Source organism: Echinicola arenosa (assembly GCF_014841125.1).
In the GTDB taxonomy this organism is placed as follows: domain Bacteria; phylum Bacteroidota; class Bacteroidia; order Cytophagales; family Cyclobacteriaceae; genus Echinicola; species Echinicola arenosa.
Map to the genome: position 1 here is coordinate 454,903 of NZ_JACYTQ010000003.1, position 16,457 is coordinate 471,359.

Below are 16,457 nucleotides of genomic sequence, written 5' to 3' on the forward strand. Positions count from 1 at the left end.
ATTTGCTGGTTAGGTCGACAGACCTAATTAACGTAAGATCAGATATAGAATCTGTGTGTTGGCCTGTGAGCTGATAAGTTCTATATCGGTAACGATCTTATGTTAAAAGCAAATCCAGAATAATTGTGTTTTCCCGACCCACCGTATCGTAGATCGATTAGCTCACAATTGATTAAAGCTGGCTAACATAAAATCATTTATTATATAACAAATATCCATTAATAAGGTGGCTTTACTGATTACATAATTGAGTACACCTGCGATCCGTAACACCGCGATTGCCGTCTGGCTTTTTTAAAATAACCTTAGGATAGCCGAGAAAGTATTATAAATGCGAAAAAATTATTAGTTACATGAAATGCAATACTAGGAGCAATACTTTTTGATTTCCTCACTAGTGTACCTGCAATTAACCCAAAAGCCAAATAGAAGAAAAAGAGATTCAAGTTGCCGTGAAGTAAAGAAAAAATAATTGCTTGAATAATATTTGCACTCATAAATTTAATCCGCTTTTCCATGGAACTAAGTGCAATTCCTCTAAAAAGGTATTCTTCATAAAAAGGTATTAGAATTACTATAAATAGGAAACTTAAGGCCGGATGGTAATAAGAACTAATGGAAGCAAAGTAATCTTGAACTGAGCCAATTACAGATGCATTGGTTTTAGGAATAAGTCCAATTCTCACCAATGAAAAATATACAGAGCGGAGTGCAAAAGCAAGACCAATCCCAATCGCAATTCCTTTACCGGTTGACCATTTTTCAGCATTCAAATATCTGTAGTCTTTCTTTTTAATAAATAATAAAACGACAATTAACATTCCTACAAAGAAAAACAGACCCAAATTAGCTTGATCAAAACTAACATTAACCTTCTCTTCAATGTAATAATCGTTAAATAATGTTGAAAGCAGACCTTGATAATTGAAAATTATTGATGCTGCAAATTCAATCAACATAACAGCAGCAGAAATAATCCAAAAATCTTTAAGTCCCCATCTTACTCCATTTAATGAAGTGGTTACCTCCTTAATTTTGAAATAATTCGATATATAATGAATTGGTAAAATCCATAAATATGGTAGTATGATTAGAAGAATAATTGATAGAATGAAAATTAATAGTTTAATCAAATCATAGATATCCCATGCAGAAAAAGGAGCTATTGTAAACATCATAAACCGGTATTTTCCAAAGGCATCATTCAAAAAACTAGCAGAATTTAGCTGACTATACGTTGTGAGTGTAGTATCAGCGGGACTGTGTTTGTAGTCATAAGCAAATAACTGATGTAAAGATGCTGATGAATAATATGCTTCACTAAGATCTTTAAGTAGAAACTCTCTGGCTTCAGCATATTTACCATTATCGATTAATGCTTTAGCAATAAGTCCATTATCTATCCATATACTTGTATCACGCCGTGCATAATTAAATGCTTGAAGTGCTTTTTCTGGCTCGCCTAGCTTAAGCAATAAATTCCCTTTATTTTGAGACTCCCAAGCATTATCCATTGAATCCAAACTTCTAAACAATTCCTTTTTTGCTTCTTCATAATTATTTAAAGCCATATATTGTTCGGCAACTAAGGCACTTAAGTCTAACGTATCGTTCAATTCTTCAGCAATTTTAGCATTTTCAATCGCCTTTCTCCACTCCTCCTTATAACTGTATTGCAAAGCTAATTCTTGGTAGAACTTAGCAAGTTTATAATCAGGCCACTTTCCAGGGTTCATACGGTTAGTATTAATAACTTGATTACAAAATTCTAAGGATGAATCACCGTATGTGTTTTTCAATTTGAACAATAGTACTTCATGATTTTCAGGAAAATCTTTTATTAGATCATTCAAGCATATTTCAAATTCCTCATATTTTGGGTTATACTCCTCATAGCTATCATAATAAGCTTGATCAATTATGATACATTTTTCAATTCTTGCATTATAATCATTAGGGTGATCATTCAAATAATTATCAAACTCTTTTAATATTTGAACATATAATGAGTCTTTTGAATTTTTTAATTTGTTAAGGTAAACTTCTGAACTAAGTGGCTTGACAATTTTCTCTTGACCATAAAGTAAAGTATTAGTTATACAAAGAATTAAAACGCCTAATAATATTCGTGATTGCATAAGTAGATTGAGAAAAAGGTTTTTATAAGTAATTAAGTAAGTGAGAATTAAAGAAAAAACACTATAAAAAGTCACCAATGAATTTGCCTCAAAAATAGGCTCAGGGCAGATTCTTCAGTTACACCTAGGTTAAATGTATTAAATACAAATTTCAACTGCAATATTCCAAACAAAGTATTTTTCTAAATATAACATGATTTTTCTACTAGTTTTGTAGCCAATTCTCTGCCTACTGTAGCTTAATTTCACCTTCCTGTATCGCTTCACCCCTCCCCTTTCACCTTATCCATCCTTTTTGCAGCCTTTGGGTTGCTTCCTGTCTGACCGGAAGGCATTGGGCACCTACAGGACGGGCTAAAGGCCTGACAGGAAGCCCTCATACTGAAGTGGTTAGAAATTACATCATCAATCAGGACAAACATCATTCAAAGAGGACTTTTCAGGAAGAGTATAGATTGTTTTTGAAGAAATATAATGTGGAATATGATGAAAGGTATGTATGGGACTGAGTTGCTCCCTTTGCTCTCGCTCCTTTGGAGCTTCGTCGTAGGAAAGAATTACTATCGCAGGGCTTTGCCCTCCGCTAGGAATTTCGCTCCTTTGGAGCTTTGATGCGAAATCAGCTACTTTATAAAAAGTAACCAGAGAAAGGAAAAAATGATATCCCCCATCGCACTTGAGGAATTAAAATTGATAATTTTAATGAGTTATCAGCATTAACCTCATCTAATCAACTCTCTTCCCTAAATTCTAAAACATCCCCTTTGAGAATACTTTATCCCACTGTCAATTAAGATCTTCGATAGCCTATACTAAAATCTACCGCTATGAAAAAGAAGAAAGCTAAAGTGACCCTCGTGGAGCAATATGCCGAGTATGCAGAGATCGGAGATATGTATACTTCCAGATGGAAAAAGCTGGACCTGTTGATCCCCAGTAATTTTAGGATGCTATGTGCTATCCTCCAAGTTAAGCCTGAAAAGATACTGATGGATTTATGTGGATGTTGTGCTATAGTAATAAGGATGCAACGGAAAAGCAGATAAAACCTGCCCAGCAGTTCTTTCTTTCCTGCCGTTTTGGCCAGCCCTCCTATTCCAAGAAGGATATCAAGCAGCTATTTGCGGAGTTAAAGGCTGTCTGGACCATATATAATACCTCGGAGAAAATGGATATGGAGGGCAAGGAATTGTTTTGGAAAAGAAAGCATATGTACACCGAGTTCTGGTTTAAGCGTTGGTTTGAGAAGAATGCCAGAAAGGATGATATTTCTGTATTGGAGGAGTATTGATTTTTATACTAAAAACAGGGAGGCCAAGCCTCTGTTTTAGTTAGTCCCGCAGTGCAACTGGAGGGACAATGGGAAAACATTTCTGTCCCCATGTTCTGTGTCCTCACAGAACATTAATTATATCCTTTCTACATTCGATTACAGACCTTTGCGGACACAGCTCAGGATCCTTGATTTCACTAGCAAGGACCTTCGGCATTAGCGGAAAAGGAAATGCACCCCAATCTTTTTGGCTGCTAATGTTGGGGACCTATTTATCCCATTACCCCGGGCGGCACAGGTTTGCCCGGGGCTGCCCCTATTGCCCCCCTTTGGGGAGTCTTTTCAACTCCCTACCTTCAGAAGATGGTCGCTCTACCTGACAAATTAAGTCATCTAAATGTTTATTTGTGAGTGTTGGTTCCCCCTTCAGGGGATTAGGGGGTAATTGGAATAGTGTTGTAGGCTCCAGTGAAAGGAGATAGAAATTGAAGAGGCTAAGCCTCTAATTTATTTGGTCCCGCAGTGGAACTGGCGGGACGACGGGAAATTCACTTGAGAAGCACTCCCTTCTTTCGAATATAAGGTTGCCGCGCACTCCTAGGGTCGGCTCGCTATAATGTGAAGGACAATATTCAAACAACTTATAACCAAACCATTAAAAGGTAGATACCCTTGGTTTTCTAAGACTTTAGGAGTAGATTACCATAACTCTTTATTAATACAAACACGGCTTAAACACGGGATAAACACGGCTTAACTAGGGGTTAAATACGGGTTAAACGATGGCCGTTAAACATGTTAAATCCATTAATTTTTTGAAAATCATGGGAAAATTATCAGGTGTTTTAAAATTTGTGGGCTCTTTGAGCGATATCACCGTAGTGAAACGGGGAAATGAATTTATTGTCAGAAAGAAGAAGCCCAAGATTGGCAAAAAGAAATACAAAAAGGATCCAGCCTATGTGGAGAGCCGAAAGATGAACGACGAATTTGGCCGAGCTTCTTCTTTGGCCACCGCTTTCCGAAGGTTCTTGGAACCGGAATGTGATGGCCTGGTATTAGGCTATCTTCACTCCCGCCTTTCGGCTGCTTTTAGGAAGGTCATGCTGACAGATCAGGCCCACAAGCGTGGCATTCGGAAGCTTTTTGATGGGGAACTAGAACTTCTCAAAGGCTTTGAAATAGCAAAAACACATCGGGTTGCTGCCTGTTATTATGACCTACCCGATACCCACCTAGTATCGGATAGCCCGATGATGAGGTTTGATTTTAGTAAAAGTACTGCTCTGATCAAGGATAAGGTTCCTAAAGCTGCTAGTCATTTTGAATTGGTGCCCATGGTCCTTGTCCTAGATGAGCAAGTTCCTAACAATAGTTACTTGACCAAGGTGGACCTGGCCTTTCATCAAATTGATGGTGACTTATCCCAACTTGGAGAGGTCTTTGTCCCCTTTCGCCCCCATAAAAACCCGGTGGCTTTGTTTTCTCTACTGAAGCTTACTTTTATCCAAAAGATCAATAATGGCTATAATGTGCTGTATGAAGACAGTGGCTGCAGGGTGCTGGATGTGGTTTTGTTAAAGTAAGGGGCAATCGCGTTGGAAACGCTGGGATTTAAGAGTCCTCGTTGCAAACGAGGACTAGAGATCGTTGTGAAACGAGCATCGACGCTAACCCGCGTTTGCAACGCGGGTTGCTAGATCAAAGCATTTGCAATGCGGCTAAGGAATATAGTGGAATGGTGCGTTCAAAACGCTGGGATTCAGAGGTCCTCGTTACAAACGAGGACTAGATTCGGTACAATTATATGGTTCAGCCTAAGGCAGCTTCAAGTGATTTTTTTAAGTTTGCGAAACAAAAATATTTCACCCATTGCCTTAGTTGCCAATTTATGCTTTTATCTATCATTTCAGAAATCAATACTACTTCATGGATTCTAAGTTTTTTGGCCGCTTTTGTGATCGGATTGTCCAAAGCCGGCATCAAAGGAATAGCGGTCATCAATGTGGTTTTTATGGCCATTGCTTTCGAGGCTAAACAATCCACTGGTATTGTCTTGCCCCTCTTGGTGGTGGCAGATGTGTTTGCAGTGATCTATTACAATCGACATACCCAATGGAAATACGTGGCCAAATTTCTTCCCTGGATGATAATAGGAATTGTGCTGGGAAGTTGGTTTGGAATGGACCTGCCTGAGCAAGCCTTTAAAATCTGTATGGCCACTATTATCTTCCTTACCATAGGCTTTATCGTCTGGTGGGATCAAAAAAAGGTCAAAAATGTCCCCACGCACTGGGCTTTTGCAAGCGGTGTGGGGACCTTGGCTGGCTTTACTACCATGGTCGGTAACCTGGCCGGACCCATATCCAATATTTACTTTTTAGCCATGAGGCTGCCCAAAAACCAATTTATAGGCACCGCTGCCTGGCTTTTTATGATTATCAATGTTTTCAAATTGCCTTTTCATTTTTTTGTTTGGCATACCATTACAAAGGAATCCCTGCTCCTGGATGCAAAATTGATCCCAGGGATTATTCTTGGCTTTGTACTAGGAATCAAACTCGTTAAAATGATCAATGAGGCCTTTTTTAGAAAAATGATCTTGGTATTGACAGCCTTGGGAGCAATCATCATCCTGTTTAAATGATGTACAAAGCAAGCTCCTTTGCCTACTCTTCTACCCTGCTTTAGGACTAATCAGCACCTTGAATTGTTGAACTAAAGACCTTGGCATACCTTTTACCCAGTTCCCGCTGGGCTGCTGAGCTGAAGTGCAGGTGATCTCCTTTGTGATCCAGTCCCTGGGATGAAACATAATAAAGGTCAGGGTTTTCTTTTGCCACTTCCCGAATAATTTGGTTAATGCCATCAAAATTGGTAGCCTTTTCCTCAGGTAGGACAAATCGACCTAGCTCTCCCATCACAATCGGAAGGGTGTCATTTCCTATTTCAGCCCTAAAAATCCCAAATAGTTCCAAAAGCGCTTCCTCATAGACCGGAATATCGTTCGGGTTGGCATTGCTCTCTCCTTGGTGCCATAAAATACCTTTGATCACTCCTTTTTCTTTCGCGTAGTGGACCTTTTCCTTAAAGTTGCTCAAAAGTTTAACCATTCGATGTTCACGGTCATCTATCCATTGAAAAATCGAACTTCCCCCAACAGCGCAGGGTACCATGGCTATAGTGACGGAGTCTGGTACCACTTTGAGCATTTCCCGTGCAAAGCTCAAACCGCAATCCAGCCCACTGTTTTTAGGTTCATAAAAGTGCAATGGCTCTCTGGCTACCATCCAGTTGTTCAATGAGTCCATGGTTATGATCCGGCTATTTTTTATCGTGTCGGGCGCTTCAACAGTCCCCCTACCAGCCATATTTGACTGCCCTGCCATCAGAAAAACCCATGTATTTGCTTTGGATAAAGTAGGTGAATTGACTTTAGCGTGGTTAGTGGAAATGCTACTGGTCTTACATGCCACTGCTCCCAGTAAAAAAATAATAATTAAAAACAGTTGTCTTTTCATAGAGAAATCAGGTTGATGTAATTGGTGAAATATTATAGAAACCCATGTGCTAGTTAGTTATATGTTTCTTTAATAATGGGTATGATTTACCACTTTGTGTTTAAGGTAGGCCAAATCCTCTTTTTTATCCTTACCTGTCTGATGTTCCTTAGCACCAAAAACTCGGATTGTTCTCCCGTCCAGTGTGATAACCTCTTCTGCTCCGTCCCCCGTAAAGTCAAACATATGGAATACAGGATCAGGAAAATACAACTCCCCTGCCCCTTGATCATTAATTAAAAATTTGAACCAGAACAATTGATCTTTACCATCCCCCTTCCAGTCTCCTTTTACAAAATCGGGATTACCATTGATGGGCTTCCAGGGCCACTTGAAAAGCAATTCCCCTTGGTTGGAAAACCAATAGAGTTGGCTCCATAGGTATTGCTCCCCAGCTTGGCGGTTCCCATAGGTCCGAGCTCCAACCACTACTTGTGGTTCATTCCTATTTTTTAGAAAATTTCCCACTTCTATCTGCTGGGAATGTTCCGCGATATTTTGCCAGATAATTTCACCTGTCATGGCCTCATACATAAAGACACCAGTTTCACTGTTGGCAGTAACAATATCTCTTTTCCCATCTCCATTGATATCAGCGAATTTGTAGTTGTCAGCATGGTCGTGATTGTCATCCAGAAGGTCAAACCGGTTCCAAATTTCCTTTCCATCAGCATCCAGTAAAAGTGAGCCCACCAATACCTCATCGACTCCATCATCGTCAAGATCGACCGGGTATACGTAGTGGCCAAGGTTGTCCTTTTTCCTGTTTTCTGTATGGTTCCACAGATGTGTAAGGTCGCTGGCATAAGCATCCACGCTGATGGTGCCTCCCATATCAGTGAAAGCCACAATTTCATTGGGACTGCCTGAGGTAAGTTTTCCGATAGCCAGGCGAAAGTTATTGTAAACATGCGGCAAAGCTTTGGTCGGCCATGCTGTCTGCCTGATTACTTCCCCTGTTTGACCATCAGCTATGACCAACCATTCTTGCTCACCAGACATCCGCCAGTGGACAATCTCAGCCTTTCCATCCTGGTCAAAATCCCAAAGCACACCCGGAGCCTCAAATTCAGAGCGTTCACGTCGGTAAACCTCAGGTGACTCCCAAGACCATAGTTCCGTCCCGCTATTGTCAAATGCATGCGCCGAATAGTCTCTTGTAAATACCACAAAGTCTGTTAAATCATCGCCATTTAAATCTCCAAATTTCACGGCATTGGAGGCGGGAATCTGATATTCCTGAAGGAGTTCTACTTCCTCATTTAGTTCATGCTGTTTGATGTACTCTTCATCCAAATTGGAAGACTTGGTGAAGGCCAATACATCAAATGCCGCCCCTCTGTTAATCCGAGTGATTTTGACCACATTTTCCCCAGCCTTTAGCTCAATGCTACCTCCAGGCTTCCAAGTCATCAGCGAATCATTGCCGAAAATAGTTTCAGTGACCTGATCATTGACGGCCACTTTAAATGAGCTGTTCGGACTACCCTTACTTCTTACAAAAAGCTGGTATTCACCATCAGCCGAAACGGTAACATGGGTCATAAGATTGCTCAGTGATTTCAACACAATCGCCGTGTTATTGAATATCCATGCTTCTCTCAAAGACCAAGAACTGGCCAAGATATCCCCTTTGGGAAGTTCATAAACAAAATCAGAAGCCGGAACGATAATGGTCTCTGGAACTGAACCATGGTCGGATGACTGCATTTGATCCTGTGAACCGTCTTTACATTGAGTAAATAAAATAACCGTGATTAGGAATAAGTAGAATAGCTTGGTCATGAGGGTTCTTAAATGGCTCGAGAAAGAAAATATAAAATTAGCAGGATTCCATATCCATGTATCCTGTTAATCGCAAAGGTACCTGTAAGGATTAAAACACTACCTGAGCTGAATCTAAATTAAACTAAACCAAGCTATTTTGAAATTAAAATTGAATTAATTAAACCATTCGTGTAGCTGAAACCAAGTAGGATTCGTGCGACTGTGAGATATGTTGAAATAGTGAATTCGAAACACAGGAATTTAAAAAAAATCGTTTCAGACTGTAACTCAATTCACCTTACAAAAAAAGGAGACGTTTTCGCCTCCTTTACCACTTGTTAAATTATTTTCTAAATACTAAGACAAGGCTTCTTTTAGAGCTTTGGCGGCAGCGGCAGGATCTTCTGCGCCATAAATGGCAGCTCCGGCCACGGCAACTACGGCTCCTGAATGCTTGACTCCCTCAATGCTGTTTAGGTTGACACCCCCTACAATGGAGCTTAAAAATGAAAAACCTAAAAGTCCCCGTTGGAAACGGGGAATGGAATATCTTTGACATTATGATGTCTCCTATTGCTCAAGATAGGCCTTTATCCCGGTGGTATCCACGTTCCCCTGAATAGACCAGGCAAAGTCCAATAATAATTGTCCTTCAAAAAGTGAATCTGATCGGCTGATATAGGCATTGCCCACATAGGGTGTTTTGGAATTGGACGAGGTAGACAGTCCTTCTGGATTAATTGTGGCCATTCTATGACAACTCATACAGTTGGTCCTTACCCCTGCATAGGTGTCAATTTTCCCCTCTTCTGTATCGACAAAGCTGATGGCATCATCAAATACTTTTGGTCCAAAACCTGCCTCAAGGTATGGGTTAAAGGCATAATTGGGACTGCCTGTGATATTTTCTCCCTCATAGGGTTCATTAGGGTTCACCATATAATAAGCCACTGCCATGGCATAATGACGTGCTGCTCCTTTCAGTTCATCTGGTCTGCTGTCCGCTATGGCTTTTGAGCTGGGTGCAGCGGGATTGTCCGGATCAGCTGTCCACCAGAAAGTTTGCCAGGTCCAATTGGTGATCTCCCTTGAGGTCACATGCATCCCCACTAAAATAGCTACATCTCCCGGTTTGGCATTGAACTGGTTCCCAGTATTCTCCGAAAACTCTTGATTAAGAAAATAAGCATCTTCATCATTAAGCTTGAAATGGATAAAATCATCTAAGGAGAAGGTATTATTGGTGCCATCACCCTGACCACTCACATCTACTGTAACATAATTGTTCCATTCTTTTTCGGGAAAGGCAGCCAGTGAATCTATGGTACCTGGCCAAGTGGCGATATCAAACTGGGTTTGACCTCCAGAGGTGGGCAACAACTTAAATACAGGCTTGATCGTAATCGCATTTGTAGGAAAAAAAGGAATTTCCTCCCTGTTTTGATTTTTAGCCATGTCATATAAAGTGGTGGCCATAAAAATCTTATTTTGGATGGCATAATCAGAGGCTCCCGGACTGTAGGAAACTGACTCAAAGATGCTGTCATTCACTGTTTTTTGTTTGGAAGCAAAATGGGTGAACTGATTTGGAACTTTTAAGTTGGCCCGATTGGATCTTTGGATCGGCTGGTTCTTGATAGAATCAATCATTTCTTCCGGAGTCATCCAAGTCTCAAAAACACGCAAATTTCTGGGATCTCCAGGGATCTTTTGAGATGTCAAAGAAGTAAGGCCCGTCCAGATACCCCATCCATGCAAATAGATGTTACTGGTATCCATTTCGTGAATCCATTGATTTAGAATGGTAGAGTCCTCTGGGAAATTAAAGCCCGGGATATCCATTGCTGGAAAATCGGCTGGCTTGACTTTGTCATAGGTAAAATGCCTCAAACCATTGGCTGAAGTATCCTCTTTCGCCTCCTTGCAAGAGAAAAGGATTAACAACAGCACAGCAAATAATTGGTAATTGAATTTGTGGTTCATAATCGTTGTATTTGGTGAAAAAAAATTGTGTTAACTCGTTAGATTTATCTTTACATTCTATCCCTTAAGAATGCCGGAAAAGAATAGATATGATACGCGTACCTAAAAATGTACCCTCATTCAGACTAATAATTTGTACCTGAATCAAATCTATATTGATTGGCACAAATGGATTTTCAAACTATCCAAAAACTATAAGCTCTTAGATAAAAATATTTGAGCACACCAATCTGTCAATCAACAAGTTTAAGGTACAACGGTTCAACAATAATGATAAAGCTAGTTATTTTGCAGCATATTTTTATTAAGCCAATAGATTTTTATTACCTAAATCCGGAATTTTATTCACGAAAACAGTTAGTTTATCTTTATCTATAACAACTAAGCATTTCCGATCGAGACTTTCCAAATCAAGGTTCCACCCCATTTCTTTGCTTTCTAAAATCAGCCAAGATACCATAGACTGCCTTACGAGCCCTATTGATACCTCCAAGGGGCCGGTGGCTTTTGAGGGCATGCCAAGGGTTGAACTGGAGGTTTTCACCCAAGGTGATCCTTTCCTGTGAACTGAATTCCTGTTTGGGGATACAAATTGTGGCCACGGTATGAAATGTTGTCTTCCATTGTCGTGAAGTGTCTTCAATGGGTTCAGAAGCCGGGTCTTCTTGAAACTGCACCATAAAGTCAAAATAGGCATCTTCCATGGCCAAATCCTCCATCAAACGTTGCTGCAAAAAAAAGTCAGTGGCATTCTGAGGCTTACCGGAGGTCTTGGACTTGTGCGGTTTGACTGCACATTTTACAGCAGCCCCTTCTCCAAATAGCATAGGGGCACCAGAGAAATACATTTGTTCCAAGACATTGTAAAATCGCTTCCGATATTTCAGCGTCAATGTGATCCTTCGCCAGTTACTTGGATCCAATACATAAAAAATCGTATGTGGTAAGCCATAAATCAGCATTTTCATGGCCCTGCGGTAGTTGGCGACATGTCCAGGGGATAATACAGGACTGGTGGTCATCAAGAAATCCTGTACCATTTCAGCATTGGGTTCAATGAAGTCTCCATCCACGCCCATTACTTTGATGGCCATTCCCAATCCTGATGGTTTCTTGTCTGAAGCTTCCTTGGGAGGTGCACTGGAAAATCTCACCCAAGCATCATAGGTATTGGGCTTACTGAACAGTCCTTTCTTCAAGTGACTGGGCAAATCTTCCTTGACTTCAAAAGTGGCTTTGAGACAGCCATGCATTTTGGGATGAAAATGCCGCTTGGTTTTGCCTGGAGCATAAGTCCGCTCAAGAAAACCCTGCATGTCCTGAACAATCTCATCAATATGCACATCTTCATGGAGAGGTATTTCTTCTTTTCCTAACTCTTTCATGGCCTGGACAGGTAGGTTAAGGCCTTGATACCCGGAAAAAAGAAATAAGCTCCACCTTTAACAGCAGTAAACTGGGGCATATTTTTATAACGCTTTCTTACTGGTTCCTCAGGAACTGTAAATGTATCGGTTACATGGCCGTCCTTTTGATAATGGGTACCTATCAGCGGATCGGAATCTTCATATAGCCCTCCGAATTTATGGAACTTGACCCAGGCATTTTGGATAAATTCAAACTGTCTGATCAAATCTCCCACAAAACAGATAAAATGCAGGCCCCTCTCCTTTCCATCATCTTCTGCATTCATCAAATCATCGGTTTTCATACTTTCGGCAAGCGGAGTTCCGTAGGTTCTTCCCCTTCTCAATATCCGATGTTTGAGCACCATTTCCTTGGATTCTAAATCGGTCTTTTCTGTTAATAAGGAATCCCTAGGATTGGTCCGTCTTATATGTGCACCGATGGGGCATTTAAGTCCATTGAAATCCTCTTTCCAGTAATTGAAGTCATTGTGGTTGGCATATTGTACATCATCTGCATGAGGAGCCTTCACCAATGGCGCACCGCTGGGCCACCTGCCCACCATTTTACTGGCTAGTTTCACTGCTTCCTTTTGAGTGTGACTTGCCGCTGGGGCCTGCTCTTTCATGTATTTCCAAAAGCAATAAACATCTTGACTTAATTGCCTGAAAACCAAATAACTTCCATTCATTCCAAAATCCTTTACTTTAAGGTTATTGGGATAACTGGGAAGTAAGTCATCAGCATCACTTTCAGTTTCCATAATCGGACTATCAGGGTACTGGCCATACCAGTTTTTATAGCCCAAAACGAACTCACCCGGTGGCAGAATATCTTCATTTTCACCAGGCTGCTTATTGCTGAATCCCCCCACATAGGGTTGGGAAACACCATCCCTAAAACCAAAATGTTCTTTAAGGTCGGGCAAAGTATCTGTGGCCAGCATCCTTACTTCTTCAATATGATGATGGCCAAATAAAGTATGGTGTTGTGATTGAACTGCTTCCAAGGTGCTTTTGTCCTTGGTATAGAGCATAAGAAGTGCATGCACAGGTGGATTGTTGGGCCCACCCCATTCCCAAAGTTCAGGTGCATTGGCATGCTCATCTCCGAGTACAAAACTACGGTGCTTTTCCGTCATGCCTTCCTTAAACTGTCGCAAAAAGGATTGCAATGTTATTTCTGGCAGCGAAAGATATTTTAATCCATCATAAGTAAAGGCGAGATGTACTGCCATGTCATCGGGAGAAGTGGACGCCTTTGTTACCTGTGTTATACTCTCATGGAGATAGGACTTTGCATCCTTTAGATCATTAAAGCGAAGGAGGTGATATGAGGCATAGGGAAGCTTGGAGTAGCCTCTAACCAAAAGTCCTTGAATATCTTCCTTTTCCAATGTAGTATTTGAATCCCATTTCATAGTCTGAGCAGCCATTGTTTAATTTCTTTTTCGTCCAAATTGCCAAACAATCCTTTATGAATGGCTTTATTGTTTTCTAGATTCAAAACGCTAAGTTCGGGAAAGGTGCTGTACCAAAAGCCAGTGATTTTCTGATGGGTCCTTACTCCGGTGATATAGCCTTTACGGTCCTTTCCTCCGCCTCCAACAGCCCACTTGGTGGCTGGAAAACCCGATGCATGACCAAAAATCAGGTTAAGGTTTCTGGTTCTTTTGGTAGAATCCACAAAGTCATGGGCATAGCCTTCCGAGGTATTGTCATAATAGGCAATAAAGACCAAGCGCCTCCCTCCGTCAGTCTGAAGCCATCTGGCAGTGTGAACGGTAGGAATATAAGAAAAGGCCCTGACTATCGGGACAATGCGCAAAGTGAAAGCCAGAAAAAACCTGCGGATAAAGCCCCTTTTTAATGGTGAAATCACACTCATTTCATTCTTGACAGGGTGGATTTCTCTTGATGTAATGTCATAGATCCTTTCGTCCGAAACTTCCTCCAAAGGTTCATAGGGTATATTTTCATCCATTCTCAACAGTACCAATAAAATTCCTATTAGTCCAATGAAAGCGCAGAAGATGATCAATCCAACCAGCATCAAGGGATGGTGAAAAAACGGATAAAGAATACCCAAAACCAATGAGCCACCCAAAATAAACAACCAAAAGATCAAAGCTCCATATAGGTTTAAAAAATCCCCAAATGATCTTTTATAAGGTTTTAGTGCCCATGAAAGGTCCGGAATGGTCCGAACATGATCTTGGATTCTTTTTCTTACCTGACCAGGAGTCAACCCTTCCAACCCCGCTCTAAAAACATCAGAATCCAAGTATTCCTGAATAGCATAGCGAAGTTGGTTTTGCTTATAGACTAGGTCTTTGGTCACATACTGAAAGCCCGTATAAAAGGTGTTTTTAATGGACGATTTCCTTAAGAAGTTTAGCATATTTTCCACACTTGGCTTTTCGGAATAGTGGTACTCCTCACAATGCTTATAAACCTCATGCAGACCAGATAGCCCCACCTCTGCCAACTCCCTAAGGTGTTCTCTTTTGGAACCCGTATAGCTGGTCATAAGCAATAAACGGGCAGGTAAGGTTCTGCCATTGGGTGCAACTTCTTTAGGAATGATTACCCAAGTGATAAAATGGGTAGTTTCCAGTTTTTTAGGGGAAAAGGATGGGTGGGCATACTTAAAGTCATCTTGAAGTGCCTCTAGAACATCCTTCAGCGCATCCATCCCTTCTTGCCGAATTCGGTTGGAAGCTGTAAATCCATCATGAATAGTGCCCATATTTCCAATTGTTTTGCTGGCCTTACTAAAAGAAAATCAGAATTCATTTTCTTATTGATGCCCTTGGTAATTGGTCAGCTTGTTAAAAATAGAAAAGTTAATTCGATTGATGATATACTCGGGTTGGCTTAAAATATTAACAAATCGGTGGCAGTACGTTATAGAATAAAGATAATAAAAACTGGATGTATTTCTATACCATAACAGGAGTATTTACAATGGTGTCAGACCTTGAAAACCCAAAGTTCAAAACTATCTTTCTATTCCCCGCATTCTGAACGAAGAATCCATAAGGTTACATCTTTACTCCCAAACTTAAGCTGAACGATGTTGAATCAGGGTTTAAACCAAAAGACTTATTAATTGTATATATTAAAACAAATCTATACTACCACTTATGATATTGAGTTACTTACTTTTCTTCAATTCAATATTAGAAGTTTTGGCTTTTTCCAAAAAAAATTCCCTTACAATTCCAAGGCATATTCAATCATGGTGGATGATTTAGAGCGGACTTATTTACTTAAACCAACTCAAGACCAACCTGAATCAGCCTCCCTATCAATTGTATTGCTTGGTGGCTTTGGAAGTGGAAACCAGGCCCAAGATAGTTATCAGTTAGTCTAAGGTCTGATGTCTAAAATCTAATGTCTATTTTCCAATATTATCCTGGACTCTGAATACAAATCATAAATAGCGACCAAGCCCTCTTGACCTGTATTGTTCGGGTACCATTCTAGTCCTTTTAGCTCTTCCCTACTTTCTGCATAAACAGGCTTATAAGCTCCATCTATCACATTCCAGATGATCATGAGGAAATTGTAGGGAATCTTCTTTTCGCGGCCTTTCTCTAACCAAGTTTCAAAAAGTGCTTCATCAAGAGGTTTAGGGTAATCAGAGCTGTCAAACATAGCTAGTATAAAATATTCTGTAATTTTCCGAAAGGTAGTAATCAGATTTTCTTCTAACAAGTAAAAGGAATAATGTGTCCATTCCTCTTGGGTTATGAAGAGTTTGTGTTGATTAGGAAATTTTATGAGCGGGATTGGGTAGAACTGCTCCCAAATACCCACTCCCAGCTTTCCACAATAAAAATCTGAGTTTTCCGTATCTTTGTATCTTATTAAATCGACTAAAAAATGTCTGAAATTATACCATGCCCAAAATGTGGCTCCGAATACACTTATCCCATGGGTGCATTGATGGTTTGTCCTGAATGTGCGCATGAATGGAACCCTGAAGAAGTAATTGAAGAGGAAATTGCCTTGGTAGTCAAAGACTCTAATGGAAATGTGCTGCAAGATGGAGACGCTGTGGTGGTCATCAAAAACCTACCTGTAAAAGGAGCTCCATCCCCTATCAAAGCGGGAACAAAAGTAAAAAATATCCGATTGGTTGAAGGTGATCACAATATCGACTGTAAGATCGATGGATTTGGGAACATGGCCCTCAAGTCGGAATTTGTAAAAAAGGCATGATTTAGCAGTGAGTAGCCAACATTGGATATTAAGAAAGTGAAATTTAAAATTTAAAATTGAGCTCTAAGATCAAATACTTTGAACCCCATACTTGATTCACCTT

Annotated in this window: 14 protein-coding genes; 6 read left to right on the forward strand and 8 right to left on the reverse strand. The window is 40.4% G+C overall.

Going from position 1 to position 16,457, the window contains the following annotated elements; genetic code table 11:
• Window positions 1–305: 305 nt before the first annotated feature.
• Window positions 306–2,138: a CPBP family glutamic-type intramembrane protease gene (locus IFO69_RS11135; RefSeq protein WP_192010179.1), complete on the reverse strand. Its 1,833-nt coding sequence runs from the start codon at window positions 2,136–2,138 to the stop codon at window positions 306–308.
• An 827-nt stretch (window positions 2,139–2,965) separates the two neighbouring features.
• On the opposite strand from IFO69_RS11135, the gene IFO69_RS11140 reads away from it, so the two are divergent.
• The 4 genes from IFO69_RS11140 to IFO69_RS11155 all read left to right on the forward strand — a co-directional run bounded on the left by IFO69_RS11140 (window position 2,966) and on the right by IFO69_RS11155 (window position 6,058).
• Window positions 2,966–3,184 (forward strand): hypothetical protein, encoded by a 219-nt coding sequence (locus IFO69_RS11140; RefSeq protein WP_192010180.1) that lies wholly within the window; start codon window positions 2,966–2,968, stop codon window positions 3,182–3,184.
• Complete coding sequence (locus tag IFO69_RS11145) at window positions 3,142–3,429, forward strand: hypothetical protein (RefSeq protein WP_192010181.1); 288 nt, start codon at window positions 3,142–3,144, stop codon at window positions 3,427–3,429. The genes IFO69_RS11140 and IFO69_RS11145 overlap by 43 nt, the downstream gene beginning before the upstream one ends.
• An 806-nt stretch (window positions 3,430–4,235) precedes the next feature.
• Complete coding sequence (locus IFO69_RS11150; protein WP_192010182.1) at window positions 4,236–4,997, forward strand: hypothetical protein; 762 nt, start codon at window positions 4,236–4,238, stop codon at window positions 4,995–4,997.
• Window positions 4,998–5,302: 305 nt separating this feature from the next.
• The gene (locus IFO69_RS11155) at window positions 5,303–6,058 is read left to right on the forward strand and encodes a sulfite exporter TauE/SafE family protein (RefSeq protein ID WP_192010183.1); all 756 of its coding nucleotides are present in this window, start codon (window positions 5,303–5,305) and stop codon (window positions 6,056–6,058) included.
• Window positions 6,059–6,104: 46 nt separating this feature from the next.
• Here IFO69_RS11155 and IFO69_RS11160 read toward each other — a convergent pair whose 3' ends face one another.
• From IFO69_RS11160 to IFO69_RS11185, 6 genes are all read right to left on the reverse strand, one after another.
• Window positions 6,105–6,932: a sialate O-acetylesterase gene (locus IFO69_RS11160; RefSeq protein WP_192010184.1), complete on the reverse strand. Its 828-nt coding sequence runs from the start codon at window positions 6,930–6,932 to the stop codon at window positions 6,105–6,107.
• Between the two features lie 69 nt (window positions 6,933–7,001).
• The gene (locus tag IFO69_RS11165; RefSeq protein ID WP_192010185.1) at window positions 7,002–8,756 is read right to left on the reverse strand and encodes a hypothetical protein; all 1,755 of its coding nucleotides are present in this window, start codon (window positions 8,754–8,756) and stop codon (window positions 7,002–7,004) included.
• A gap of 552 nt (window positions 8,757–9,308) precedes the next feature.
• Window positions 9,309–10,721, reverse strand: coding sequence for a hypothetical protein (locus IFO69_RS11170; RefSeq protein WP_192010186.1), 1,413 nt, complete (start codon window positions 10,719–10,721; stop codon window positions 9,309–9,311).
• Window positions 10,722–11,131: 410 nt separating this feature from the next.
• Entirely contained in the window at window positions 11,132–12,106 is a 975-nt protein-coding gene (locus tag IFO69_RS11175) for a catalase family protein (RefSeq protein ID WP_192010187.1), read from the reverse strand.
• Window positions 12,103–13,563, reverse strand: coding sequence for a Dyp-type peroxidase (locus tag IFO69_RS11180; protein WP_225444100.1), 1,461 nt, complete (start codon window positions 13,561–13,563; stop codon window positions 12,103–12,105). The genes IFO69_RS11175 and IFO69_RS11180 overlap by 4 nt, the downstream gene beginning before the upstream one ends.
• Window positions 13,545–14,876, reverse strand: a complete 1,332-nt coding sequence (locus IFO69_RS11185) for a peroxidase (RefSeq protein WP_192010188.1) — start codon at window positions 14,874–14,876, stop codon at window positions 13,545–13,547. The genes IFO69_RS11180 and IFO69_RS11185 overlap by 19 nt, the downstream gene beginning before the upstream one ends.
• 363 nt (window positions 14,877–15,239) lie before the next feature.
• On the opposite strand from IFO69_RS11185, the gene IFO69_RS11190 reads away from it, so the two are divergent.
• Entirely contained in the window at window positions 15,240–15,503 is a 264-nt protein-coding gene (locus IFO69_RS11190) for a hypothetical protein (protein WP_192010189.1), read from the forward strand.
• 17 nt (window positions 15,504–15,520) lie between these two features.
• On the opposite strand, the gene IFO69_RS11195 is transcribed toward IFO69_RS11190, so the two are convergent.
• Window positions 15,521–15,787, reverse strand: a complete 267-nt coding sequence (locus IFO69_RS11195) for a hypothetical protein (RefSeq protein WP_192010190.1) — start codon at window positions 15,785–15,787, stop codon at window positions 15,521–15,523.
• A gap of 228 nt (window positions 15,788–16,015) precedes the next feature.
• On the opposite strand from IFO69_RS11195, the gene IFO69_RS11200 reads away from it, so the two are divergent.
• The gene (locus IFO69_RS11200) at window positions 16,016–16,354 is read left to right on the forward strand and encodes a zinc ribbon domain-containing protein YjdM (protein ID WP_192010191.1); all 339 of its coding nucleotides are present in this window, start codon (window positions 16,016–16,018) and stop codon (window positions 16,352–16,354) included.
• Window positions 16,355–16,457: the final 103 nt, after the last annotated feature.